This window comes from Methylophilus sp. 42 (assembly GCF_000384155.1).
Lineage (GTDB): Bacteria > Pseudomonadota > Gammaproteobacteria > Burkholderiales > Methylophilaceae > Methylophilus.
The window spans coordinates 1,879,873-1,904,566 of the sequence record NZ_KB913031.1 but is presented as its reverse complement, the minus strand read 5'-3'; the positions used below and the strand labels follow the sequence as shown (position 1 = coordinate 1,904,566).

Here is a 24,694-nt window from a genome sequence, read left to right as displayed (position 1 = left end):
TTTAGTATTTGTCATGTTTTTTCGGGTTGACGGTCAGCGTCAAAATGCCACGTAACAAATTGACCTCTTCTTTTTCCAACCGGCTACGGCCATAGAGGCGGCGCAGACGTTCAAACAGCTTTTTCGGCGCACGTGGATTGATATAGCCGATATGTTCCAGTACCTCGCGCATATGCTCGTAAAAGCGCTCCAGATCATCCTGTGTTGCGAGCTCGATCGGCTTCTCGGCGTAATGTAATTCGCCGGTAGTGATCGCCATGCGCGTTTCGTAGCTCATGATTTGTACCGCCTGCGCCAGGTTGAGTGAGGTGTACTCAGGATTGGCCGGAATCGTTGCCAGCACATGGCAAAGGTCAGCCTCGGCATTACTCAGACCGCTCATCTCGGTACCAAACACCAGTGCGACCTGACTATGGCTGGCAACTGACTTTACCTCTTGCGCCGCCTCACGCACCGTCATCACCTGTTGTGACAGTGATCGCTCCTTGCCGCTGACACCAATCACAAACTGGCAGTCGGCGAGCGCTTCCTCCAGGGTTTCTGTCACGACGGCTGTTTCCAGCAGGTCGGCGGCATTGACTGCCAATGAGGTGGCTTCGCTATCTGGAAAGTGTTTTGGGCGCACCAGGTAAAGACGGCTTAAGCCCATGGTTTTCATGGCGCGCGCCGTGGAGCCAATGTTGCCAGGATGGCTGGTTTGGCATAAAACGACGCGGATATTTGAAAAAATGGCGGATTCAGTATTGAGTGACATGGGTAAATTTTGCCGTTGTGTTTGTGGCTAAGCGTGTAAAAAGCTAAAATAGCATTTTATCAGTGAATCAAGATCCCACAGCATGCATCCAATCCTGAATGTCGCCATTCGCGCCGCGCGTGAAGCAGGCAAAATCATCAACCGTGGCGCCATGGACATCGGCGCCTTAAAAGTCGAGCAAAAAGACACTAACGATTTTGTCAGCGAAATCGACCGCAATGCCGAGCAAGCCATTATCAATATCTTAAAAGAAGCTTATCCAAACCACGGTTTTTATGGCGAAGAAACGGGTAAAACCAATAGCGAATCCGACAATATCTGGATTATCGACCCGCTAGATGGCACCACTAACTTTTTGCATAACTTCCCGGCTTACTGTATTTCAATTGCCCTGCAAGAAAAAGGCGTGCTGACCCAGGCCGTGATTTACGACCCGGTGCGCAACGACTTGTTTACCGCTACCAGAGGCAGCGGCGCGTTTTTGAACAACCGCCGTATTCGCGTCACCCAGCGTACCAAATTGCAAGAAGCATTGCTTTCCACTGGGTTCCCATTCAAGGATTTCAGCTATCTGGATACCTATATCAACATTTTCCGCGACATGGCCAAGAAAACCGCTGGTTTACGCCGTCCTGGATCTGCCGCGCTGGATCTGGCCTATGTTGCCGCTGGGTTCACTGACGGTTTCTTCGAGATCAACCTGTCACCGTGGGATATTGCAGCGGGCGCCTTGTTAGTACAGGAGGCTGGCGGGATTGTTGGTGATTTTGAAGGCAATGAAAGCTGGTTGCGTACGGGTAATATTGTGGCAGCTAACCCGAAAGTGTTTGGGCAAATGCTGCAGGTGATTGCGCCACATCTGACTGAGCGGATCAAGACGCCGACATTGGGCATGTAGTTTTTTCTGATGTTGAATGATGAACCCGGATAGAGATATCCGGGTTTATTTTTTTGTGGCTGATTGGTTGGGAAGGTCATTCTTTAGGTTTGTGCGTGTACGAGAGATTTCTTTTCGCCTTTTCGGCGAGTTACTTTTCTTTGCTTGCACAAAGAACAAGTAACCAAAAGAAAGTGCACCCCAACTTCCGCTTCTTCCTTGCGCTACTCGGCTTGCCGGGCGTCCATCGAAACTCGCCCTGACAAGCCACATAAGACGTGGCTTGTTGCGGAACTCGGACAGTCGATGGCCGAAGACTCCCGTCAACCCTGCGTTGCTCGGCGCGGCAGATGGGGACCCCGGAAACCTAATGAGTGCAACGGTAAGTGATTGTAAGAAATGAATTTGGTTTTCTAACTTTCCAAATTGCTACGATGTCAGTTTGACGAGACAAATCCCATCCCATCACGCTGAGTAGCGGAGACAAAGTGGGGGCTTTCGGCCATCGGCTGTCCGAGTTCCGCAGTGGCTTGCGTTTTGTGCAAGCCGCCAGGGCGAGTTTCGATGGACGCCCACTTTGTTGAGCAACGCAAGGTAGCCGAAGGCCATGATGGCTGGGTGTCTTCCTCTTTGGTTACTTTCTGGGGGACAAGCACCAGAAAGTGACTCGCCTAGAGGCGAAAGAGAGTGCAGCTTAAAAACTCACATCTCTAAATGTTAAGAATAACTTTCTTGCATCATTGTCTTTCTAAAAGCACTCTAAGCAAAAAACCGTGCTTTTGTTGTAAGATGCAGTGGCTATTTATTCCAACATCTCTAAATCAAAGTATCCCTGCATGTCCTTCGAAAACCATACCCCCATGATGCGTCAATACCTGACGTTGAAAGCACAGTATCCCGATATGCTGCTGTTTTACCGCATGGGCGATTTTTACGAATTATTTTTTGAGGATGCTGAAAAAGCGTCGCGTTTGCTTGGGATTACGCTGACCCGTCGTGGTGCCAGTAATGGTGAGCCGATCAAAATGGCTGGCTTGCCTTATCACGCGGCCGAGGGGTATCTGGCCAAACTGGCAAAGATGGGCGAGGCGGTGGCGATTTGCGAGCAGGTTGGCGATCCGGCGACCTCTAAAGGACCGGTGGCGCGTGAGGTGACGCGTATCCTCACGCCTGGTACCTTGACGGATGCCGCGCTGCTGGACGAAACACGCGATAACACTTTGCTGTGTGTGGCTAAAGGTGAGGGTGTGCTGGGTTTGGCACGGCTCAACCTGGCCTCGGGTGAGTTTGTGTTGAGTGAAATTGCGCCGGGGCATTTGTCGCAGGAGCTGGAGCGTATTCATCCGGCGGAATTGGTGATTGCGGAAGACCATAGTTCAGACGTGCTGCAGCAATGCCGCTGTGCCAAAAAACGCCTGGCACCATGGCAGTTTGATCTGGATACTGCTAATCGCAGCCTGACGCAGCAGTTTAATACCCATGATCTGGGCGGTTTTGGCTGTGGTGAAATGCCTGCGGCCGTGACTGCTGCGGGTGCTTTGCTTGAGTATGTGAAACATACTCAACGCACCGCATTGCCGCATATTGTGGGTTTGCGCGTGGAGCAGGGCGATCACTATCTGCAACTGGATGCCGCGACCCGCCGCAATCTGGAAATAGATACAACGATACGCGGTGAAACGACGCCGACCTTATACTCGTTGCTGAATTCGACCCAAACAGCCATGGGCGCACGTTTGTTGCGCCATTGGTTGCATCATCCTCTGCGCAATCAACATACCATACAGCAGCGGCATTTGGCTGTGGCTGAGTTGCTGGATCAATTCCTTGAAAGCACGTTGCAGCAGGTGCTGCATCCGATTGGTGATATTGAGCGCATGACTGCGCGCGTGGCGCTTAAATCTGCCAGGCCGCGTGATTTGTCGGGTCTGCGCGATAGCTTGTTACAACTACCCACGATTGTCACCACGCTGCCACCACCTGAGTCCAGCTTGTTAAAAGGCTTGCTGGCAGAGTTGCAAGTACCTGCTGATGCCTTGCAGGTATTGGTGCAGGCAATCCAGGCCGAGCCTTCGGCAGTGCTGCGCGAAGGAGGGGTGATTGCGACTGGCTATGATGCTGAGTTAGATGAACTGCGTGCGATCCAGACCGATCATGGTGACTTTTTGCTGCAATTTGAAGCCGCTGAAAAGGCGCGTACCGGCATCGCTAACCTCAAGGTGGAATACAACAGCGTACATGGCTTTTATATCGAAATCAGCCGCTTGCAAGCTGAAAGTGCACCGCCCGAGTATCGTCGTCGCCAGACCTTGAAAAATGTAGAACGCTTTATTACGCCTGAATTAAAAGCATTTGAAGACAAAGTGTTGAGTGCCAACGAGCGGGCGCTGGCACGTGAAAAAATGCTATATGAGCAAGTGCTGGAGGCGTTGTTACCGCATATTGCAAACTTGCAACGGATTGCTACGGCTGTGGCGACGTTAGATGTATTGGCCTGTTTTGCCGAGCGTGCCCGTGCGCTTCATTATATACAGCCGGAATTCCGGCCAGATATTGGCCTGGATATCCAGCATGGGCGCCATCCGGTGGTGGAAAGTATCGCCCAGCCTTATGTGGCCAACGATGTGATGCTCAATCCGTATCGCCAGTTGCTATTGATTACCGGCCCCAACATGGGTGGTAAGTCGACATTTATGCGCCAAACAGCGCTGATTGTGTTGTTGGCCTATTGCGGCAGTTTTGTGCCAGCACAAGTTGCGGTGATTGGAGATATTGACCGTATTTTCACCCGCATTGGTGCTTCTGATGACCTGGCAGGTGGCCGCTCAACCTTTATGGTAGAGATGACGGAAACCGCCAATATCCTGAATAATGCTAGCGCGAACAGCCTGGTATTGCTTGATGAGATCGGCCGCGGCACCAGTACTTTTGATGGTTTGAGCCTGGCGTGGGCGGTGGCTAAACAATTACTGGAGAAAAACAAATCTCTGACTTTGTTTGCCACGCACTACTTTGAGCTGACGCGCATTGTCGATGAGGCCAAACACGCCGCCAATGTACATCTGGATGCGGTTGAGCATGGCCAAGGCATTGTCTTTTTGCACAAGGTAGAAGAGGGCGCGGCCACCATGAGCTATGGTATCCAGGTCGCGCAACTGGCTGGAATCCCCAAGTCAGTCGTGCAATTGGCCAAGCGCAAATTGCAGCAACTCGAAAACCAGACCATTGCCGCCACGCCGCAAAATGACCTGTTTGCAGCAAGCCATGTGCCAGAGGAGCCGCCTTTGCACCCGCTGGTTGCAGAATTGGAACGTATTCAGCCAGATGACTTAACCCCTAAGCAGGCGTTAGAGTTACTGTATCTTTTGAAAAAACAACTGTGAGGATTTGACCATGCAAAAACCTGCTATTACCCAACAAGCCATCCATGAGTTGCTTGCCAACCGCTGGAGCGGTCGCGCCTATGATGCGGGCAAAGCTGTCAGTCAGGAGCAAGTGGTCAGCCTGCTTGAAGCTGCCCGCTGGGCGCCTTCATGCTTTGGCGATCAACCGTGGCGTTATGTATTCTGTAACAAGGCAGATAACATGCAAGCCTGGCAGGCGGCATTTGATTGCCTGGTTCCCGGCAATCAAGGCTGGGCAGTCAACGCGCCTGTGTTGTTGTTGATTTGTGCGGATACCTTGTTTGGCCATAATGACAAACCCAATAAATGGGCGGCATATGATACCGGTGCAGCCACTGAGAACTTGTGCTTGCAAGCCACTGCTTTGGGTTTGATGGCTCACCAGATGGGGGGCTTTGATGCCGATAAGGCGCGCACCACCTTTAAAGTGCCTGAACGTTACCAGATTTTAGCCATGGTGACGGTTGGCTATCAGGCTGCCATAGAGGGATTGTCGGAAGAGGACAAAGCCCGTGAGGTAGCTGCCCGTAGCCGCAAACCACTAGATGAGTTGTTTTTTAATGGCGTATGGCAAGGTCAGTAATTCGTCACATTTGCCCATGCGGCATTGGCCCGTTTGGGTAGATAAGCCGCTAATCAATAAGATTGTTGTTGAGTTATTTTATTTGATGATTTAGGATTGCTCATCACTAAAGGTTTAATTAAAAAAATGCCTGCTAATACAGGCCTATTCTTTGAGGAGAGAGAAGATGTCGATATCACGTTTGTTTAAAGCACTGGTAGCTACCGCCTTGTTCGCTGGCGTATCACTGGCGAATGCAGCTAGTTATAGTTTCGTTGGCAGCTGGTCTGTTTATAACGATGCAGCACCAGTATGGAGCGATAGTGCTTATGATGCCACTAATGGCCCATTAGCCTACACTGCGCAAGAAGCGGCTGCACTGTTATTCGGCGGCTCAGCTTCCGATTATGTCATCAGCACCATTGATAACAATCCATTAAACATCAACTTTCAGGGTTGGTATGACGTGATTGGTTATGGTGGCGCACAGTTCGCACAAGATTACAGCAACAAATACAATGGTTTGTACTATGGCCCGGTAGATTCATTTGAGGCATCTAACATTAATTCAGCAGCTTCTGCCTTTGTTAGAGACAACAATGTCACCAGTCTCAACTATGCATTCAGAGTTACTGCTGTACCAGAGCCAGAAACTTATGGCTTGTTGATGGCAGGTCTGGGTGCCATTGTGTTGGTACGTAGAAGAAAATACAACGCTTAACTCAAGCGTGTAAAACAAAAAAGTCGGCGATTGCCGGCTTTTTTGTTTTTGTGAGTTTGTGTCTCAACATCCAATGAAAATTTCTCTGGTAGCAGTTTCGTCTGTTAAAATAAGACCTATAAAAAAACAATTTTTTGGACTGGAGATAGTATGGCGGTTGTAACACTGACCAAAGATAATTTTAAAGAAACCATCGAAAGCAATGCGTTCGTGGTTGTCGATTTCTGGGCGCCTTGGTGTGATCCTTGTGTGGCATTCACGCCGACGTTTGAGGCTGCTGCGGCCAAAAATCCAGACATTGTGTTTGGGATGGTGAATACTGAAACTGACCCGGAAATTTCTGAGTATTTCGAAGTGAAGCAAATTCCAGGCTTGCTGGTGATTCGCGAGCGCGCAGGTATTCATGCGCAAGTGGGTGAGATTGGTGCGCCGGCATTGGATGAGATTATCAAATGGGCACGTGAGTTTGATATGACAGCTGTGCGGGAGTATTACAAGGCGGAAGATGCCAAGCAATAATCGCTGATTGTTGTATTTAAAAAGCCATGCATTGCATGGCTTTTTGCTTTTTGAGGGTGTCGATTAGTGATGTGATGAGAGTTTTTTTTCGCCTTTTCGGCGACCGTTCTTTCTTATGCTTGTCCATAAGAAAGAAGGCAAAGAACAAGACACCCCAACTTCCGCTTGTTTCCTGCGCTACTCGGCGCGGCAGATGGGGGCCCCGAAAACCTACGAGCGCTATCGTTTGACCGACTTAACAAAAGAATCCGGTTTTTGAACCGTCCAAACTGAAGTGATGCAGGTTAGATGAGATAAATCCCATTCCATCACGCTGAGTAGCGCAGGCGAAGTGGGGGCTTTCGGCCATCGGCTGTTCGAGTTCCGCGGTGGCTTGCGGGTTGTGCAAGCCGCTAGGGCGAGTTTCGATGGACGCCCACTTTGTTGAGCAACGCAAGGGAGCCGGAGGCCGTGATGGCTGGGTGTCTTCCTCTTTGGTTACTTTCTGGGGGACAAGCACCAGAAAGTGACTCGCCTAGAGGCGAAATAAAACGCTACATTCCTATGTAAACATTGGCTAAATTCATGTTTCTTGTTCACTCCTAATCCACTGGTACTTTCGCCCGTGCCACCACATTTCTCAATACAAAACTGGTATGCACACCCGTAACCCCTGCAATTTTGGTAATTTTATGCAGTAACAGATGCTGGTAATCATCCATGTCCTTCACAACAACCTTAAGCAAATAGTCCGATTGCTGGCCGGTAATCAGCAAGCATTCCAGCACCTCAGGAATATTAACGATGCTGCTTTCAAAGTTGGCAAAACGTTCGGGGGTGTGTTGATCCATCGAAATACCGATGAGTGCCATCAGGCTCAATCCAAGCTTTTTGGCATCGACCAATGCTTGATAACCTAGAATCAGGCCTGCTTGTTCTAGTGCTTTAACTCTTCTCAGGCATGGCGCAGGAGAGAGGCCAATCCGGTCAGCGAGTTCCTGGTTGCTGATATGTCCGTCCGTTTGCAGGATGCTGAGAATGGCTTTGTCGAATCGGTCTAATTTCATTTAAATTTCAACTTCAATTTAATATTGAAATAATATTACAAAAATAATTAATATATTGAAATAATATTTTTTAAATTGGCTTATTTTAGTTAAATTAGCAATTTAATTTTTTGCCAAAGCTCTATCATGTCTTCTGTCAAAAACAAAACAGATGGAGCACAGCATGCAGACACAATCCGCACAAAAATATCAGGCTTTCCCCCCCGTGAGCCTCAAAGACCGTCAATGGCCGAATGCCGTGATTACCCAGCCGCCGATCTGGATGAGCACCGATCTGCGTGACGGCAATCAGTCATTGTTTGAGCCGATGGATGCAGATAAAAAACTGCGCATGTTTAATATGCTATGCCAAATGGGGTTTAAAGAGATTGAAGTGGCGTTTCCTTCGGCTTCGCAAACTGACTTTAATTTTGTGCGCAGCCTGATTGAGGAAAAACGCATTCCCGACGATGTGACGATAGAAGTGCTGACACAGGCGCGTGAGCACCTGATACGTCGCACCATGGAGTCAGTGCGTGGCGCACGTCGTGTGATTGTGCATATTTACAATGCGATTTCACCTACGTTTAGGGAGGTCGTATTCAATATGAGCCAGGCGGAAGTGAAGGCGATGGCGGTCGATTCAGTGAAGCTGGTGAAGGCGCTGGCAGCTGACATGCCTGAAACGGAAATCATCATGCAATATAGTCCGGAAACGTTTACTGCCACTGAACTTGTATTTTCCAAAGAAGTCTGCGATGCGGTCACCGAGGCTTGGGAGGCAACACCGGCGCGCAAAGTGATTATCAATTGTCCGGCGACGGTAGAGGTCGCCAGCCCAAATGTGTATGCGGACCAGATTGAGTGGATGCATCGTAATCTGGCGCGCCGCGATAGCGTCATTCTGAGCCTGCATCCGCATAATGACCGCGGCACAGCCGTGGCAGCGACTGAGCTTGGCATCATGGCGGGCGCTGACCGTGTCGAAGGTTGCCTGTTTGGGCATGGTGAGCGTACGGGTAATGTTGACCTGGTAACTGTGGCACTGAATATGTATACGCAAGGCGTGCATCCTGGCCTGGATTTTTCTGATATTGATGCGATTGGGCGTACGGTAGAAGAGTGCACGCAGATCGAGATTCATCCGCGCCATCCTTATGCGGGTGATCTGGTATTCACGGCGTTTTCTGGCTCACACCAGGATGCGATCAAAAAGGGCTTTGCCAGTCAGCAAGCAGATGCACGCTGGAATGTGCCTTACCTGCCGATAGACCCCAAAGACCTGGGCCGTAATTATGACTCTATTATTCGTGTCAACAGCCAGTCAGGCAAGGGCGGGGTGGCTTACCTGATGGAAAGCCATTATGGGGTGGTGATGCCCAGACGCATGCAGGTGGAGTTTTCTGGCGTGGTGCAGCAATATACGGATCAGCATGGCAGCGAAGTTGGGCCTGCCGAGCTGTGGCAACTGTTTAATGCGCATTATGTGGCTGCGGTAGTGCCTATGCACTTTCAGGACTACCAACTGGAAACACACGCACAAGGGCAGGCAATCCGCATGCATATTGCGGTAGATGGTGTGCCAACCATTGCCAGTGGGCATGGTAATGGGCCGGTCGATGCTGCGATTCATGCGCTGCAAAATATCGGTATTCAAGTGCAGGTGCGCAGTTTTGAAGAGCGCTCGCTGGGGGCAAGCAGTTCAGCCGGGGAGGCGATGGCTTGTGCATTTGTCGAGGTCGTCTGCCAGGGCAAGGTCTGCTATGGCGTGGGCATGGATACCAATATTGTGACGGCTTCGATCAAGGCAATCTTCAGCGGCATGAACAGATGTGCTGTGCAACCTGCAGCGCTGGTTAAAACCGCTTGATTGATGCGTAACGCCCTGCCATCAACGCTGTTGGTGGGGTGTGCTTACCAATGACCTGTGGTGATCAGTGTATAAATGAAATAAACGCCAATCAGCATCATGGCGTAGACAGGCAGCTCGCTGGCAGAGCGGCGTTGCTGGTTGCTAATATGGGTGATGTAACGGTGAAAAGCGACGACGACTATCAGCAGGATAAACGTGATCACACCGTTGATGGGTGTCGCCGTGACCCATTGTAACCAGTCTGCCGGGCCTTGGTCACTGCCAAACACGTGCACGGCGATGCCGATAAAGCCGCAGAGCATCAGCCCCAGGGTGACGAGTGCCTGTACGACTTGCCAGGCACTATCGGGGCGAATCGTACGGTTTTTGCTGTAACGGTTTGGATCCATACGGCACTCCTTTCAAACAGCAACCATGCGCAAGAGGTCGGAGGCGCAAGGCTGGTTTTGTGAGCCCGTCAGGCAGTGCGGGCTTAACTATTGCTGCTTATTGTAGCCGGATTCGCTGGCAAATAGCTGATAGGATCAACTGGTTTGCCTTTTTGCCTGATTTCAAAATGTAGCATGGGTGACTTGTTATTGGCTGCGGCGGGTAAGTTCGCAAGTTTTTCACCTGATGCCACAAAAGCACCTTCTTTGACCAAAGAGTTACCTTGATGTGCATAGACTGACAGCAGGTTGCTGTTATGTTTGATAATAATCAGCTTGCCATACCCACGCACATCCATACCACTGTAGATCACTTTGCCTGCACCGGCTGCATTAATTACCTGGCCTGCATTACCGGTAATATTGAGGCCCTTGTTGGTTTGTGCGTCAAAGCTGGTGCTGACTTTGCCTGCCAAAGGCCATTGCCATTGAATATCACCATCCGCAATCGCTTCTATATCGCTGCTTGTGGCATTTTTGCCAGCATCCGCTGAAGTGGACGCTGGATTGTTTGCGGCTGACGTTGCTGCGGTGTCACCAGCGGCGTTCATATCCGGGCGGCTAATGGCGGAGGTCACAACTTCTGCATCATCAGCGGTACTGGCTGCTTCATTGGCTTTGTTGCTGACCGTGGTGGCCTTGGCATTGAGGTTCAACACTTGGCCGACGTGGATCTCATAGGGCGCCTGCAACTGGTTAATGTCGGCCAGCTTCATGAATGGAATGCCAAATTTACGGCCTATGCTGTACAGCGTATCGCCTTTTTGCACCAGATACTGGCTGGCGCCTATCGTCGACACTGCTGGCGCGGCTGCTTTGCTTTCGCCGCTTGTGGCCGGGCTGCTGCTGACTGGCGCACGCGGCATGGGTGAGTTCAGCGCGCAAGCTGCCAGTGTGCAGGCTGCACCCCATACCGTTAGCAAAGTGCGTAAATTCATGATAAAGCCGTGCCTCCCAACAATGGAACAAACTTCACTGGTTCCAGCGCGATTTGTTGTACACCTTGTGCGGTGCGTTCGATCAGATGTAATACTTGCTCGTTGGTCCCGACCGGGATCACCATGCGGCCGCCAACGGCCAGTTGTTCAACCAGTTCTTGTGGCACATGACTGGCCGCGGCCGTTACCATAATGGCATCAAATGGACCATAACTCTTCAACCCCAGGCTGCCATCGGCGTGGTCGAGTTTGACGTTGGTGCATTTGAGGGTACGCAAATGGTTTCTGGCCTTCATCACCAGGGGTCGAATGCGCTCTAATGAGTAAACCTCTGCACTGACACGTGATAAGACGGCCGTTTGATAGCCGCAGCCAGTACCGATTTCAAGCACCTTGTTTAACGGTTTGCCATTACGCAGAATTTGCGTCATTTTTGCCACAATATAGGGCTGTGAAATGGTCTGGCCATAACCAATCGGCAATGAAACATCTTCATAGGCGCGAATAGACAATGCTTCATCGACAAAGATGTGGCGCGGAATATCGGCCATGGCTGCAATCACCACCTCATCCTGAATGCCTTGCTCGCGCAGGCGTGTCAGCATGCGTTCACGCGTGCGTGACGAGGTCATGCCTATGCCGGTTTTACTTGATGTTCTTGGAATCGCCATAATACTTAATTCTTGGCTTGCAGCCATTGTTGCATGGTTGCAATTTGAGAGTGCCGGGTCAGGTCTACCTGGATAGGGGAGATGGAAACATAGCCTTGCGCCACCGCATGAAAGTCCGTGCCTTCGCCGCCGTCGTTCGGTTGTCCGGCTGCGCCTACCCAGTAGACCGTTTCGCCACGCGGGGTTTGCAATTGAATGACCGGTTCGGCTTTGTGGCGTTTACCCAGACGGGTAATTTGGCGCCCTTTGATATCTTGCAATGGTACATCCGGCACGTTGATATTCAGTAGCGTGGGCTCAGTAAACTCACTATGGTTATATTGTTTGACCAGCTCAACCACAATTTTTGCGGCAGTTTCAAAGTGCGCGGGCTGGTGTTGCGCCATGGAGACGGCAAACGAAGGGATACCCAGCAGGTAGCCCTCAGTCGCAGCGGCGACGGTGCCTGAGTAAATGGTGTCGTCGCCCATGTTGGCGCCATCATTAATACCGCTGATGACCATATCCGGCATTTCCTGCATGAGGCCAGTGAGGGCAATGTGGACGCAATCTGTCGGCGTGCCATTCACGTAATAGAAGCCATTGGCCGCTTGCTTGACACTTAAGGGGCGATCCAGTGTTAAGGAGTTGCTGGCGCCGCTGCGGTTACGTTCCGGCGCCACCACCGTGATATCGGCAATTTTGCTTAAGTGGGTGGCTAGCGCGTTTAGGCCCGGTGCCAGGTAGCCATCATCATTGGATAACAGAATTCTCATGCCCGATATTATATAAGGTTTACCAGGCTTGTCAGCGCCTGCGCATGAAAGAATTTATTGCAAAATAGACTGTTGATGGGCGTTACAAAAACGCTCTTAGGCAAGCTGGTAACGGCGGCCTGTATATTTGGCATAGGCAATGACGCTGGCAAAGAAAATCAGGCTAAGCATGACTTCGCTGGCTGCCAGCCAGCGCGATAAACCTGCTTCTGACCAGGTTCTGACCGCACCTTCGGTAAAGTAGAACAGGATCAGCATGCCAGACCATTGGTAGGTATAGCGTTTTCCGCGCAAAATGCCAAATAGCGGTAGCAGTAATGGCAAGGTTTTGAGAAATAATAGGCTGCCACCGGCCCGCAGTGGCGCCCAGAAAATTTCCCAACCCAGGCACAACACAATGAGGCCAAGCAGGCTGATACTTGCCGCGATGCGGCTGATGGATAAAATACGTGGAATCATGATCGGCAGGCTTGTGATAAGGCGACCAGTGCTTTGCGTGCATCCATCGCGTTTAATACGGGTTGTTCAAATTGAAAACGTAACTGGCCATGTATTTCTTCGCCTTGATGATATTGCACATCAAAGCCGTCGGCATCCAGGCCAACCATTTCTGCGTGATCAGCTGCCACCCCATGCACATGTTGGCAATATTGCAGCAAGCTGTCTTTGTGGTCTTCGTTCATATGCGCGACGATGCCGCCTTCTTGCGCCGACAACATACTCTCTGCCAGGCCATCATTCAGCGCATGGCCTTCAAACCAGCCCATGCGGCCAAAACCGGCGATATAGCGCACCTGTTTAACCTGGATACGGTAAAAATGGAAATCATGCATATCAAAGTAACTAGCGGCCTGTGGCAAGTAGCGCAGATAACGGGCACGCAAATCTTCGTCCTGTTTGTCGCAATGAACGGCTTCACCCATCAGGGTCAACCGTGCATTGGCCTGCAAATCATCTGCGCCTGAAAATACCAGCAAGGAGACTTTCGGATTTTCGAGGATGTTTTTAGTGTGCTCGGCAATCGTGCTGATTAATATGATCGGCTCAGCCTGCTGGTTGCAGACAAACGGCGCTACCGAGCCAAATGGAAAGCCAGGGTATTTCATCGAATGTGTCGACAAAATGGCATGGCGGGTTGAAAACAGAAACTGGCGAGCTTCATGGGCGAGGGCAGCAGACATAGCGTACTTTTCCTGAAAAACGGTTATTGCAATTTGAGTGCAGTTTCGGCCAGGCGTTTCCCCAGCGCCATGCACAACTTCTTCTCATCATCCGAGATTGGATGGTCATCCATGGCACCACCGATGTGACTGGCCCCATAAGGCGTGCCGCCCGTTTTGGTGGTACCCAATTGCGGCTCGGAATAGGGTAGTCCTAACATCAGCATGCCGTGGTGCATGAGCGGAATCATCATGGTCATCAGCGTCATTTCGTTACCGCCATGCAGTGAGCCACTGGAGGTGAATACCGCCGCTGGTTTACCGATCAGAGCACCCTTGAGCCACAGGCCAGCGGTGCCATCAAGAAAATACTTCATCGGTGCTGCCATATTACCAAAACGGGCCGGGCTGCCCAAGGCCAGCCCGGCACAGTCTTCCAGATCCTGCAACGTAGCATAAGGCGCCCCGGACGCAGGAATGTCGGCTTCGGTTGCCTCACAGTTGGCAGAGACTTTAGGCACCGTGCGTACGCGCGCGGTTACCCCGGTGACACTTTCCACACCACGCGCAATCAATTGTGCCATCTCTTTGACGGCCCCGCCTTGGGAGTAATAAAGAATCAGGATTTCGGTCATTTTTTTCGTTTATCTTTTACGTGTTGCTTTTTAGTGTCCAGCTCAAATAACCCTATGGTTTGAATAAGCTCGCTAAATTTGGCATAGCCATAGTTTCTTGAGTCAAAGGCGGAGTAGTTCTTAATGATATGTTTTTTGACTTCGCTTAAGTTGGCAAAGCTGTCGTCATCAGACAGTGCTTCAATTGCCGAGCGTATCAGTGAGACCAGTTTTGTGTCCATCGCCAGTTGTTGTGAGGTTCTTCTCACAACAGGGCTCAGCGCTACCGGCTCGGCTGGTGGGCTCGCATTTTTACCAGCATGGTCTGGTTTATCTGCCGTAACTTTGTCGCTATTGGCCGGGACAGGCGTTTCTTCTTCGGCCTTTTTATCTTGTGACAGAATTTCAATAAATACAAACTGGTTACAGGCAGCGCGTAACGACTCAGGGGTTTTGGCTTCGCCGAAGCCATACACCCATTTTCCAGATTCCCGGAAGCGTATGGCCAACCTGGTAAAGTCACTGTCGCTGGAAACGATACAGACGCCATCCAGTGGCGCGGTATACAGTAAATCCATGGCATCAATGATCAGTGCGCTGTCGGTCGCATTTTTACCTTTGGTATTGGCATATTGCTGCATGGGTTGTATGGCGTGTTTGGGCAGAACCTCTTTCCAGCGACTCAGCTGGTTTTGCGTCCAGTCTCCATAAATGCGACGTATGCTGGCGTCGCCGAATTTGGAGATTTCCTCAAATAGCGCATCGATGATAGGAATTACGTTAAACGTATTGTCCGCATCGATCAGCACAGCAAGTCTTGGATTGTTTTTGTCGGAACTCATGTGTTTAAAGGCTCAGTTAGTCAAAGCTAAAACCATAAAATATATCCAGCGCATTATCAGAGCCGGTTCTGGTTTCGATGGAAATGCGTTTGGTCAGTTGGTAGGTGAGTTTACCAACATTTAACAGGCCGACAATGCTTTTTTCGTAGCCAACTACCAGGTTGCGATTGATTCGCTTGCCGACGCTGACAGCGTAATTGGTGGGGCCAGTGCCACGTACATCTATGCTATCCAGGCCAACCGCTTGCGCAATCTTGGTTTGCAGCGAGACGGAGTCGCCTTGTGATAACAGCGCGCCTGCTGCCACCGATAACAAGGCCATATCACTGCTGCCGACTTGCGACATGGGCTGCCCCAGTACCAGCAGTGAGATTTTATTCTCGTTGCTGGTATCAGGTGTTGAGACCAGTTTTAGTTGCGGGGTTTGCAGGCTGCCATTGATTTGAATACCCACTTTGGTACTTTCTACTTGCCTTGTCGCCAGCACATCCAGGCCGATATTGGGTAGTTTGCCGCTAAATATCAGGCGGCCTGTTTCGATATTCAATGACTGTCCGTAAGCGATATAGGTGCCGGTGATTTCCAGTGTACCGGCCGCAGTGAGCTCGTCCAGCATACCGTTAAGCTGCATATTGCCACTGAGGGCGCCATTGAGCCCTTGGCCACGCAACATGAATTGCTCGGATTCCTTGAAAGGTAATACCAGTGGTTTGTCGCCAAAATCGAGCGCAAAGTCGTTAAAGACCAGTTTTGACGTTGGCTCAGCCTGGCTGGCTTGCGGCGATTCAATGACGACATCTTCGTCCAGCTTGGGTTTGTCGGCTTTAGGCAGCTCAAACAGGCCTTTATGTATCTTGAGCTTGCCGCTGAGCGTGGTTTGCTCGCTGTTCATGCTGAGCTGGGTATTACCGCTGAGTTGCACCCAGCGATCTACCCTGGACAGCGCCTGTAATTTGTTAAGTTGCATCGCGGCATCCAGTTGCCAGCGGTCTTCTCTAAAGGTCAGCAGGCCGTTGCCATTGAGCTCGCCACTTTTGCCAGCAAAGTGGATGTGTTCAATATTGACCTGGTCTCCTGCGAGTTGGGCATTCAAACTGCCTTGCTCTAGCCACAAGCCTTGTGACGGTATTTGTATGGCAAGGGCCTGGCCTTGAATGCTGCCTTGCAGCTGTGGCTGGGCAATCACACCGCTGGCCCGGGCATCTATTAGCAATTGGCCTGCTGGCTGCAACTCTGGCATGAGTTTGGCCAGCCAGCCCAGTTTTGAGAGATTGGCTTTGAGTTGTGCCGAGATTGGCGCTGAGCGTTGAATCACTATTCCACTTTGTGTTGGGGTCACCACTGTGTTGCCTGTCAATTGCAGATCTATCGCAGTGTCTGCACGTACGCTGCTTTGCACGCTGACGCGATTGTTCTGCGCCTGGATATCTGCCAATAATGACTGTATGCCCAGCCCTTGCCACTGCGCCTGGCTGCTGTCGTAGACTTGCCAGTCACCTGATGCGCGCTCAAGGTGTAATGTCCCGTTGAGCTGTTCGTCCAGCGCCAGTTGCCATTGTGCTGAAACACGCAAGTGGTCTGCAGGCAAGGCTTCAGGCTGCGCGGGTGCCAGCCATGCCATCACGGCTTGCAATGGAAATGCCTTGAGTGCGCCTTGGCTGCTGAACTGCACTTTTTCGGCTGATTGTTGTGTGAGCGGGTCGGCTGTTTTGGCCGGGCGATAGTGCAGTTGGTCCAGTTGCAATTGTCCTGCCAGGACATTAACAACCAGATTTTGTAACTGGAAGCCTTGTTCGTTTTGCCATTTCAGACTGGCGGGGTGCGCCAGTTGAAATACTTTGCCATTAGCGTCTTGCAACTGCGTGAGTTGTGCCTGCCAGGTATTTTCTTGCCAGCTACCATCCAGCGCTAACAGCAGGTTGCGTTGCAGTAAAGGGTCGGCATCATTGATTTTCAACGCGAAGTGATGTTTTGCCAGCGACCCGCTCAGATCGAGTTCAGCATCAATCGGCGGGCTGTCTATGCCACGTGCATTCTGCTGTGACAAACCACGCAATTTGATATGGTTTTCCAGTGACGACTGTGACTGGCTGGCAGCCTGGCCTTGCGCCTCAAAGGCACTCAGTGACAGGCCTTGTGGTAACTGCAATTGCTGGCCAGCGAGTTGATACGTCGCGGCAAAGCCGTCTGGTGATTGTTGCACCCTACCTGCACCTTTGACCCGGCCAGCAAAGCCTGGCATCAATTGTGCAAGATTGGCCAGGTCTGCCTGCCAGACCAATGTACTGCGATTGTTACCTGAAGGTTCGGGGTCTACTTTCACAGTGAGTGTGTTTTTATCCAGTTGCGCGAGCAGATCCATTGTTGTCAGTTGTGATCCTTGCAGGCTGGCTGTGCCACGGACGATCAATGGCTGGCCTTGCAAGCGGCTATCGCCAGCATCTATGGAGGCCAGGATCTGGCCTTGTTCGGTCAGGCTGCCATCGGCGACGATTTTTAAGTCCATATGGCCAGCCAATTGCGGATGGATATGCTTGGCTTGTAATTGCTGCAGATGCACTAGCAGGTGGCTCTGGCGTGTTTCATCAAGGCCAATCGAGGCGCTGATTTGCAGCATATCTTCGGCCTGAGCATTGGTAGCCTCGGCGGCCGGTACGATGGCAAATGGCCTGGCTTGTGGCTGGTAATGATGATTGGCGGCAATCTCCAGCCGGGTGAGGTCGCCGTGCAGCTCGGTGCGCAGATGGTAGGGAGTGTCGCCTTGTGCTTGCTGAACGTCCATCCAGCCATTGAGCGAGAAGGGGGCGGCATTCTGCATTTGAAAATGCGTGCTGACTTTGCCCCAGGGGCTGTGCGCTTCGGCAATACGGAACTGCATGGCCTGGTTGTCGGCATCCAGGTCGAATTGAATCTGTGTGATATCCGACGTGCTTGCACCCTGGATAATCGTAAGCCTGTCAATCTGGCCGGATAACAAGTGAAACGGCAGTGGAATATGGATATGCGCAGGTAACGGTGCTTGTCCGGCTTTAGGCGTTGGCGTGACTTCCGTGGCCGGTTTAAAGCGCAGGGTGATCTGCCTGGCACGGAAGTGCGATACGGTCAGTTCGCCTTTGGGTGTGACGCCCAGGCGCATATTGGAATCTATGCCTTCTACCTTCAGGGTGGCGTTACCCAGGTCAGATTCAAACGCCTTCAAGCTAGTCATCAGCAGTACATTGGCCGCCCACACCATTTGCGGCGTGATGATCAATGACAGGCACAGCATGCCGATGAGTAGCATATTGAACAGTCGGTTGAAAGTGTGAGTGAGTGACATCAGAAATTCACGCCCAGGTTAAAGTGCAAACGATATTCTTTGGTTTCTTCACCATAGGCGACATCGACGCCTACCGGGCCAATCGGGCTGCGCCAGCGCACACCCAGGCCATAGCCCAAGGCCGGGTCATAATCTTTCCAGCTATTGGCGGCGTTGCCGAAGTCGACAAATATGGCTGCGCCCCAGGATGAGGTCAGCCACTGCACGACTTCGCTGCTGCCGGTGAGTAGCACACGGCCACCAACAATGGCATCGGCTTCTTTGACACCCAGTGACTGGAAGGCATAGCCACGCACGGATTGGTCGCCACCAGCCCTGAATAAATAAGTGGCTGGCACACTGCGCGCGCCGGTGACCGAGCCCACTTCGATACGGCCCAGCCATTGTGTGGATTGCGTCAGTGGATAAAACGCCTGTAACCGGGCTTGCGATTGCAGAAAACGACCATCTGACAACTTGTCCAAAGGGGCCAGTTGGAACTGGGTATTTAAAATCCAGCCTTTAGTGGGCGCCAGCGGATGATCCAGCTTGCGCATATTCAGGCCATAGGCCAGCGTCGCGGCTTTGTTGAATTGCGAAGATTCACCATCCACGGTCAAGAATTCATATAGTAAATTGGCCCCTATATATTGTTCAAAAATACTAGGTTGACCCCAGTAACGACGTACACCGTTTTGTACGGCGGTAGTGATTTGGCCTTCGAGGTCTGTGCGTGTGACGCTATTCTGGATGCTGTCCCGGTAGCCTTTATCATCAGTGAGGAAAGTGATATTAGAGGTGACAGCTTGTAGACGCTGTTCCAGCCGCAAGCTGCTATCCCACAGCAAACCACGGTCAAACAGGTTGCGGTCGGTGTAGTTAAATACAATACGGGCGCCAGTGTTGGTGCTGGCGCCTGTACCAATGCGAAAGGTATTTTGTTCCATTTCGTGCACGGTCACGTCTATGTCGGCACTATGATCGGCATTGAGTGCTTCGGTTTTGGCAACGACATCTACCGAGCGAAATTTGCCGGTGGCCATAAAACTGTTTTGCAACGTGAGTAAATCTGCCTGGCGATAGGGCGCGCCGGTTTTTAGCGTATTAAGCGGGCGCACCAGTGACTCTTGGTAGTGCTGCAATCCGTGAATACGGACTTCACCAATGCGTACTGCAGGACCGGAATCCATTGCCAGCGTAATCAACACCGCTTGTGTTTGCGGATTGACCATGGCTTGTGACGTGGTGATTCTGGCATTGGGGAATTCTGCGCGCAGCAATGTCGCCAGTAATTCGCGTTTGGCCGTACTCCAGGCTTGCTGGGTAAAGGGGCTGTTGACGGGCAGTGGCCAGCTTTTCTGGGCGGCTTCCAATGTCGACTGATGGCTGGCTTGCTGGATTTCGCCAGTGATGGCTACGTTGACCTGACTCACTTTGGCTTGTGGTGGCAGCTTGATATGGAATTCGGCCAGATTGGCGGTTGGTTGCACACTAATGGTTTTTGTTTTGAAATAGCCTTCGGTTGCCAGCAGGTCAGCGATTTCCTGTGGTGTTTTTTGTACTAGCCGGCGCCATTCATTGTCGTTCATGCGCGGGTTTTGCATGGCTTCGTGTATGGTCAGGTGTTTTTGCAGCAGCTCACGCAAGGCCGAAGTGTCTTCGGCGCTTGCGTCGTTAGCAAGTGAGAAGCGTGTCTGGTAGCTGTTGCCTGGTTTGACGTCAAACCAAGGACTATCTTGAGCCTGACAGGTGGTAGTCAGCAACATCAGGGTTAGTGCTGTCAAAGTCAGTGCCAGGTGCATTAACTGCTTGCACGTGGCGTTTGCCCAGAGCAGGCAGCGGTACAACATGTGTGCTGCCTGTTCATAAGCGGGATGTTTTACATGATGAGCAAGAAAATCCCGGATCAAATCGACTTGGTAAAGACTATGGTTTAAATATGCTTCACTAGTTGACTGGCCTTGCCGGTATAAGTTGCAGGGGTGAGGGCCAGCAATGCCTGTTTGGCTTCAGCTGGAATTTGCAGGGTTTCAATAAACGCATGCAATGATTGTTTGTTGATGCCACCTTTGCCGCGCGTCAGTTCTTTTAATTGCTCGTATGGATTCTCAATGCCATAACGACGCATCACGGTCTGGATAGGTTCAGCCAGCACTTCCCAGCTATTGTCCAGGTCTTCTGCCAAACGTTGTGGGTTGACTTCCAACTTGTTTAAACCGCGCAGGCAAGAGTCATAGCCTAGCAAAGTGTAGCCAAATGCCACCCCCATATTGCGCAATACGGTAGAGTCGGTCAGGTCACGCTGCCAGCGAGAGATAGGCAGTTTCTCTGCCAGGTGGCGCAACACAGCATTGGCCAGCCCAAGATTGCCTTCAGAGTTTTCGAAGTCAATCGGGTTGACCTTATGCGGCATGGTAGAAGAGCCGATTTCGCCAGCTTTGACCTTCTGCTTGAAATAGCCAACAGAAATATAGCCCCAGATATCGCGGTTGAGGTCGATCAGAATAGTATTGATGCGTGACAGGGTGTCATACATTTCAGCCATATAGTCGTGTGGCTCAATCTGGATGGTCATCGGGTTGTAGGTCAAACCCAGTGATTCGACAAAGCGTTTGGCAAAGCCTTCCCAGTCAAACTCGGGGTAGGCAGACAGGTGTGCATTAAAGTTACCCACTGCACCGTTGATTTTGCCTAGCACTTCATTGGCTTGCAGTTGCTTGAATTGGCGTTGCAGGCGGTAGACCACGTTGGCCAGTTCTTTACCCATGGTGGAAGGGCTGGCAGTTTGGCCATGCGTACGGGACAGCATGGGCTGATCAGCCAGCGCATGCGCGAGTTCTGTCAGGCGTGCAATCACCGTTTGCAGGTTAGGTTGCATGACGGCATCGCGCGCAGATTTCAGCATCAGGGCATGCGACAGGTTATTAATGTCTTCCGAGGTGCAGGCAAAATGAATGAATTCGCTGGCCTTTTTGATCTCCGGGTTACCGTCAAACTTTTCTTTCAGCCAGTATTCGAGTGCTTTTACATCATGATTGGTGCGTGCTTCAATCGCCTTGACTTGCGTCGCATCTGCTTCGCTGAAGGCGGTAATGGCAGCATCCAGCTCGGCGATGGTTTCAGGGCTGAACGGTGCGATTTCTGCCAGTTCAGACGCTGCGCTGAGTGCTTTCAACCACGCCACTTCAACCAGCGCCCTGTATTTAATCAGTGCATATTCACTGAAAAAAGGACGTAAAGGATCGAGTTTGGATTGATAGCGACCATCCAGTGGTGACAGTGCATTGAGCGTGGTGAGAGACGTCATGAGTAAAAAACTTATCGATTCAAAAGCCGATATTTTACCCAATCCAGCCACACTTGTCTTTGTTGAATGTGGTTTGCTTGTGATGAGCCGGGAGGGTGGGCGCGCTGAAATTGTCGATTAAAACCGCTTTGTTTGGTAAATTGTGCTTGATTTAGCCGTGACATAATCGCTCACTGGGAATGAATTTCACATGAGACGCCACGTAAACTCATCTTTTGTCCGCTTGCTGACAGGCTTGTGCCTGGGGCTGTGCCTGCTATGGTCGCAGATACAGGCGGATGACTATGTGCTGGCCATGCTGGAAAAAGTCAGGCAACGCTACGGCGAAGAGGCTTACCAGAATGTCATGCGCATGAATGAGATGTTCGCCCAGGTGGCCGGTGCCAGCGAGATGACCAAGGTACATATGGTGAATGATTTTACCAATCAGCACGTGTTGTTTGTGGATGATATTACCTTGTGGGGCATGGAAGATTACTGGGCTAGCCCCCTAGAGACCTTTGGCAAAGGGGCGGGTGACTGTGAAGACTTCAGTATTGCCAAATATACCTTGCTGAAAAAGCTGGGCGTGTCGCAAGACAAGTTACGGCTGACTTATGTTCGGGCGCGCATGCCTAGCGGTTCCATTCGTCCACATATGGTATTGACCTATTATGCGACGCCGAATAGCGATCCATTGGTACTTGATAACCTCAATTTTGAATTATTGCCCGCCTCCAAGCGCGGTGATTTGTCTCCAGTATTCAGCTTTAATGATAAAGGGTTATTCGTAGCAAATAACCCGAATATGCGGGCAGGTTCGCCTTCCAATATCTCCAAATGGCGTGATGTATTGACGCGTATGCGACAGGATGGATTGGAATGATTAAAAACCTGTTAGGGGTGTGGTTATTATGGGGGCTTAATGCTAGGCTGATGGTCAAAGCCTGCACAAGCGGCGGGCCATTATCTGGTCTCCCCCAGGAAAGTAAGAGGGCTTTCAAATGTCTTTGGTAAAACAAATACGCATTGCGATTTCTGTCATTATTTTAATGGTGGCGGCAGGATGCCTGTTTTTGGGTGTCTATGACGATCACCGTTACATGGCTGAGCAACTGCAAAAGAAAAATAACGATAACGCCAACGGGCTGGCGATTACGCTTTCCAATATCCAGAAAGACAATGTCACGGTAGAGCTGATTATCAGCGCCCAGTTTGATATGGGGCACTATCGCCGCATTGCCATTATTTCGCCGGACAACAAGCTGATGATCGAGCGGGTGAACCGCCATCCGCACTCCATCGCACCTGCCTGGTTCCAGTCGGTGTTTTCTGTCAATATCCAGCCTGGCGTGGCCAATATCCAGTCCGGCTGGCAACAATATGGCACCCTGGAGCTGGAGAGCGAACCGTCACTGGCCTATGACCAACTATGGGAAACCTCACGTCATGCTGTGTTGTGGACATTGATCGTTGCGCTGCTGAGCTATGTGGTTTCTGGTTTCTCCTTGAAGAAAATCCTGAGGCCGCTGGACGAAGTGATTGCACAAGCCGAGGCCTTGGGCGAACGCAAGTACATCACCATCGAAGAGCCAGCGACAGAAGAGTTCCAGAAGCTGGTGCGCACCATGAATACGCTGTCTGACCGTGTTAAATCCATGGTCACGGCAGAATCTGAACGCCTGAATACCTTTAATCAGCAAATTAACTACGATGAAGTGACTGGCTTGATGAATCAGTCACATTTTACCAATACGGCTTCGGTCGCCCTCAAGCATGAAGGGTTTGTCGAAGGCGTGTTGATTCTGGTGCAACTACGCAACTTGCCTGACATTGATAAGCAATTGGGTTACAGCATGACCAACCAGTTGATTAAAAAGGTGGGGGATGCCATACAGCAACAGATGGACCATTACCAGGATGTGGTGTGTGGCCGCCTGGCTGGTGGCGTGTTCGGTATTTTCAGTCGCCAGCCATTGGATGATTTTGCCGTCACGACTGAGCTGAAACTGGTGCTGGAAAAACTGAATGCGGCACAACAGCTATTGCAGTTCCAGTTTGTGGTCACACATACCAAAACTAAAAAAGGCGATGACTTTGTCGATATTCATCGTGTGATGCAGTTTATTCTAGACTTGGCTGAAGATCAGGCAGCAACGCCGATGCGGGTGATGAATGCCAACAGTATTGTCACGTCGAGAAAAAATTACCTCAATCAATGGAAAGAGCAATTCTTGCAAGCCATTGAGCAAAAACAGATCAAACTGGCCTGCTACCCGGTCATGCAGCGCGATCAGCAACTGTATCACTACGAGTGCCCGCTGCGTTTGCATATTGATGAAGGGGATCAATGGCTGGCTGCAGGCGCATTTATTGATTGGGCTAGCCAGCTTGATATGATTAAAACACTGGATGGGTTGGCGCTGGAATACGCTGTCGATATGCTGACGAAAAATAATGCCAGCCTCAGTGTGAATGTCTCAGCAGCTGCCATGCGCAGCGACGAATATAAGGATAAATTGCAATCCCTGATGCTCAGCATCACAACGCCAGCACGATTAAGCTTTGAAGTCTCGGAAGAGGCTGCATTTAGCGACTTTGTGAAATTTAAGGAATTTGTGCACCTGGCGAAATCCCTGGGTTGCATGGTCGGCATGGAGCATGTATCAACCCGCCTGGCGCAATTGGGTGATTTGCATGAACTTGGCTTGGATTACATCAAGTTTGATGCGTCACTGATTCGCGACATTCATTTGCGGCCACAGCAGCAATCACTCATGCGCGGTTTATGCATGATGGTGCGCACGATGGGGATTGTGCCAATTGCAGAGGGTGTGCAGGGCCAGGAAGAGCTGGATAGTTTGAATTCCATTGGTATTGAGGCGGTGACTGGCCCCTTCGTACAGGAAAACTTACAGTTTGGTGCGCTGTGAAAGTGTCAATTTTTGTAATTTCGGGGTGTTATGC

At 51.0% G+C, this 24,694-nt stretch carries 22 protein-coding genes; 9 read left to right on the top strand and 13 right to left on the bottom strand.

The window, feature by feature from the left end; translation table 11 throughout:
* Position 1: 1 nt before the first annotated feature.
* Complete coding sequence (locus MET42_RS0109200; protein WP_019882628.1) at positions 2-754, bottom strand: RNA methyltransferase; 753 nt, start codon at positions 752-754, stop codon at positions 2-4.
* An 82-nt stretch (positions 755-836) separates the two neighbouring features.
* On the opposite strand from MET42_RS0109200, the gene MET42_RS0109195 reads away from it, so the two are divergent.
* From MET42_RS0109195 to MET42_RS0109175, 5 genes are all read left to right on the top strand, one after another.
* Entirely contained in the window at positions 837-1,652 is an 816-nt protein-coding gene (locus tag MET42_RS0109195; RefSeq protein WP_019882627.1) for an inositol monophosphatase family protein, read from the top strand.
* 815 nt (positions 1,653-2,467) lie between these two features.
* Positions 2,468-5,014, top strand: a complete 2,547-nt coding sequence (gene mutS, locus MET42_RS0109190) for a DNA mismatch repair protein MutS (protein ID WP_019915254.1) — start codon at positions 2,468-2,470, stop codon at positions 5,012-5,014.
* A 10-nt stretch (positions 5,015-5,024) separates the two neighbouring features.
* The gene (locus MET42_RS0109185; RefSeq protein WP_019882625.1) at positions 5,025-5,618 is read left to right on the top strand and encodes a nitroreductase family protein; all 594 of its coding nucleotides are present in this window, start codon (positions 5,025-5,027) and stop codon (positions 5,616-5,618) included.
* A gap of 166 nt (positions 5,619-5,784) precedes the next feature.
* Positions 5,785-6,318, top strand: coding sequence for a PEP-CTERM sorting domain-containing protein (locus tag MET42_RS0109180; protein WP_019882622.1), 534 nt, complete (start codon positions 5,785-5,787; stop codon positions 6,316-6,318).
* A 150-nt stretch (positions 6,319-6,468) separates the two neighbouring features.
* Entirely contained in the window at positions 6,469-6,837 is a 369-nt protein-coding gene (locus MET42_RS0109175) for a co-chaperone YbbN (RefSeq protein WP_019882621.1), read from the top strand.
* A 581-nt stretch (positions 6,838-7,418) separates the two neighbouring features.
* Here MET42_RS0109175 and MET42_RS0109165 read toward each other — a convergent pair.
* The gene (locus MET42_RS0109165; protein WP_019882618.1) at positions 7,419-7,883 is read right to left on the bottom strand and encodes an Lrp/AsnC family transcriptional regulator; all 465 of its coding nucleotides are present in this window, start codon (positions 7,881-7,883) and stop codon (positions 7,419-7,421) included.
* 163 nt (positions 7,884-8,046) lie between these two features.
* Here MET42_RS0109165 and leuA point away from each other — a divergent pair, with 163 nt between their 5' ends.
* Complete coding sequence (leuA, locus tag MET42_RS0109160) at positions 8,047-9,732, top strand: 2-isopropylmalate synthase (protein ID WP_019882617.1); 1,686 nt, start codon at positions 8,047-8,049, stop codon at positions 9,730-9,732.
* A 44-nt stretch (positions 9,733-9,776) separates the two neighbouring features.
* Here the strand turns inward: leuA and MET42_RS0109155 are convergent, their stop codons facing one another.
* The 11 genes from MET42_RS0109155 to purB form a co-directional block, all read right to left on the bottom strand.
* Positions 9,777-10,124 carry a hypothetical protein gene (locus tag MET42_RS0109155; RefSeq protein ID WP_019882616.1) on the bottom strand — a complete coding sequence of 116 codons (348 nt, stop codon included), beginning with the start codon at positions 10,122-10,124 and terminating at the stop codon, positions 9,777-9,779.
* 83 nt (positions 10,125-10,207) lie between these two features.
* The gene (locus MET42_RS0109150; RefSeq protein WP_019882615.1) at positions 10,208-11,101 is read right to left on the bottom strand and encodes a peptidoglycan DD-metalloendopeptidase family protein; all 894 of its coding nucleotides are present in this window, start codon (positions 11,099-11,101) and stop codon (positions 10,208-10,210) included.
* The gene (locus MET42_RS0109145; RefSeq protein ID WP_019882614.1) at positions 11,098-11,733 is read right to left on the bottom strand and encodes a protein-L-isoaspartate(D-aspartate) O-methyltransferase; all 636 of its coding nucleotides are present in this window, start codon (positions 11,731-11,733) and stop codon (positions 11,098-11,100) included. Before MET42_RS0109145 ends, MET42_RS0109150 begins: the two co-directional genes overlap by 4 nt.
* Before the next feature lie 44 nt (positions 11,734-11,777).
* Positions 11,778-12,527 carry a 5'/3'-nucleotidase SurE gene (gene surE, locus MET42_RS0109140; RefSeq protein ID WP_019882613.1) on the bottom strand — a complete coding sequence of 250 codons (750 nt, stop codon included), beginning with the start codon at positions 12,525-12,527 and terminating at the stop codon, positions 11,778-11,780.
* Positions 12,528-12,623: 96 nt separating this feature from the next.
* A complete protein-coding gene (locus MET42_RS0109135) occupies positions 12,624-12,986 on the bottom strand; it encodes a DUF2069 domain-containing protein (protein ID WP_019882612.1) in 363 nt (120 codons plus the stop codon).
* The gene (locus MET42_RS0109130; protein WP_019882611.1) at positions 12,983-13,708 is read right to left on the bottom strand and encodes a HugZ family protein; all 726 of its coding nucleotides are present in this window, start codon (positions 13,706-13,708) and stop codon (positions 12,983-12,985) included. The genes MET42_RS0109135 and MET42_RS0109130 overlap by 4 nt, the downstream gene beginning before the upstream one ends.
* Before the next feature lie 23 nt (positions 13,709-13,731).
* On the bottom strand, positions 13,732-14,322 hold the full coding sequence (gene wrbA, locus MET42_RS0109125; RefSeq protein ID WP_019882610.1) for an NAD(P)H:quinone oxidoreductase: 591 nt from the start codon (positions 14,320-14,322) through the stop codon (positions 13,732-13,734).
* On the bottom strand, positions 14,319-15,143 hold the full coding sequence (locus MET42_RS0109120) for an NYN domain-containing protein (protein WP_019882609.1): 825 nt from the start codon (positions 15,141-15,143) through the stop codon (positions 14,319-14,321). Before MET42_RS0109120 ends, wrbA begins: the two co-directional genes overlap by 4 nt.
* Positions 15,144-15,159: 16 nt before the next feature.
* The gene (locus MET42_RS0109115; protein ID WP_019882608.1) at positions 15,160-18,462 is read right to left on the bottom strand and encodes a translocation/assembly module TamB domain-containing protein; all 3,303 of its coding nucleotides are present in this window, start codon (positions 18,460-18,462) and stop codon (positions 15,160-15,162) included.
* Positions 18,462-20,225, bottom strand: coding sequence for an autotransporter assembly complex family protein (locus tag MET42_RS0109110; protein WP_232411431.1), 1,764 nt, complete (start codon positions 20,223-20,225; stop codon positions 18,462-18,464). The genes MET42_RS0109115 and MET42_RS0109110 overlap by 1 nt, the downstream gene beginning before the upstream one ends.
* Positions 20,226-20,374: 149 nt before the next feature.
* A complete protein-coding gene (gene purB / locus MET42_RS0109105) occupies positions 20,375-21,748 on the bottom strand; it encodes an adenylosuccinate lyase (protein WP_019882606.1) in 1,374 nt (457 codons plus the stop codon).
* Between purB and MET42_RS14975 the strand changes: the two genes are divergently transcribed.
* From MET42_RS14975 to MET42_RS0109090, 3 genes are all read left to right on the top strand, one after another.
* Positions 21,747-21,869, top strand: coding sequence for a hypothetical protein (locus tag MET42_RS14975; protein ID WP_019882605.1), 123 nt, complete (start codon positions 21,747-21,749; stop codon positions 21,867-21,869). The genes purB and MET42_RS14975 overlap by 2 nt on opposite strands.
* A gap of 69 nt (positions 21,870-21,938) precedes the next feature.
* A complete protein-coding gene (locus MET42_RS0109095) occupies positions 21,939-22,613 on the top strand; it encodes a transglutaminase-like cysteine peptidase (RefSeq protein WP_019882604.1) in 675 nt (224 codons plus the stop codon).
* 118 nt (positions 22,614-22,731) lie between these two features.
* Positions 22,732-24,660: an EAL domain-containing protein gene (locus tag MET42_RS0109090; RefSeq protein ID WP_019882603.1), complete on the top strand. Its 1,929-nt coding sequence runs from the start codon at positions 22,732-22,734 to the stop codon at positions 24,658-24,660.
* The last annotated feature ends 34 nt before the right edge of the window (positions 24,661-24,694 follow it).

Coding starts and splice junctions, on each gene's coding strand:
- MET42_RS0109200 (WP_019882628.1), bottom strand. CDS start 754: ATGTCACTCAATACTGAATCCGCCATTTTTTCAAATATCCGCGTCGTT.
- MET42_RS0109195 (WP_019882627.1), top strand. CDS start 837: ATGCATCCAATCCTGAATGTCGCCATTCGCGCCGCGCGTGAAGCAGGC.
- mutS (WP_019915254.1), top strand. CDS start 2,468: ATGTCCTTCGAAAACCATACCCCCATGATGCGTCAATACCTGACGTTG.
- MET42_RS0109185 (WP_019882625.1), top strand. CDS start 5,025: ATGCAAAAACCTGCTATTACCCAACAAGCCATCCATGAGTTGCTTGCC.
- MET42_RS0109180 (WP_019882622.1), top strand. CDS start 5,785: ATGTCGATATCACGTTTGTTTAAAGCACTGGTAGCTACCGCCTTGTTC.
- MET42_RS0109175 (WP_019882621.1), top strand. CDS start 6,469: ATGGCGGTTGTAACACTGACCAAAGATAATTTTAAAGAAACCATCGAA.
- MET42_RS0109165 (WP_019882618.1), bottom strand. CDS start 7,883: ATGAAATTAGACCGATTCGACAAAGCCATTCTCAGCATCCTGCAAACG.
- leuA (WP_019882617.1), top strand. CDS start 8,047: ATGCAGACACAATCCGCACAAAAATATCAGGCTTTCCCCCCCGTGAGC.
- MET42_RS0109155 (WP_019882616.1), bottom strand. CDS start 10,124: ATGGATCCAAACCGTTACAGCAAAAACCGTACGATTCGCCCCGATAGT.
- MET42_RS0109150 (WP_019882615.1), bottom strand. CDS start 11,101: ATGAATTTACGCACTTTGCTAACGGTATGGGGTGCAGCCTGCACACTG.
- MET42_RS0109145 (WP_019882614.1), bottom strand. CDS start 11,733: ATGACCTCGTCACGCACGCGTGAACGCATGCTGACACGCCTGCGCGAG.
- surE (WP_019882613.1), bottom strand. CDS start 12,527: ATGAGAATTCTGTTATCCAATGATGATGGCTACCTGGCACCGGGCCTA.
- MET42_RS0109135 (WP_019882612.1), bottom strand. CDS start 12,986: ATGATTCCACGTATTTTATCCATCAGCCGCATCGCGGCAAGTATCAGC.
- MET42_RS0109130 (WP_019882611.1), bottom strand. CDS start 13,708: ATGTCTGCTGCCCTCGCCCATGAAGCTCGCCAGTTTCTGTTTTCAACC.
- wrbA (WP_019882610.1), bottom strand. CDS start 14,322: ATGACCGAAATCCTGATTCTTTATTACTCCCAAGGCGGGGCCGTCAAA.
- MET42_RS0109120 (WP_019882609.1), bottom strand. CDS start 15,143: ATGAGTTCCGACAAAAACAATCCAAGACTTGCTGTGCTGATCGATGCG.
- MET42_RS0109115 (WP_019882608.1), bottom strand. CDS start 18,462: ATGTCACTCACTCACACTTTCAACCGACTGTTCAATATGCTACTCATC.
- MET42_RS14975 (WP_019882605.1), top strand. CDS start 21,747: ATGAGTAAAAAACTTATCGATTCAAAAGCCGATATTTTACCCAATCCA.
- purB (WP_019882606.1), bottom strand. CDS start 21,748: ATGACGTCTCTCACCACGCTCAATGCACTGTCACCACTGGATGGTCGC.
- MET42_RS0109095 (WP_019882604.1), top strand. CDS start 21,939: ATGAGACGCCACGTAAACTCATCTTTTGTCCGCTTGCTGACAGGCTTG.
- MET42_RS0109090 (WP_019882603.1), top strand. CDS start 22,732: ATGTCTTTGGTAAAACAAATACGCATTGCGATTTCTGTCATTATTTTA.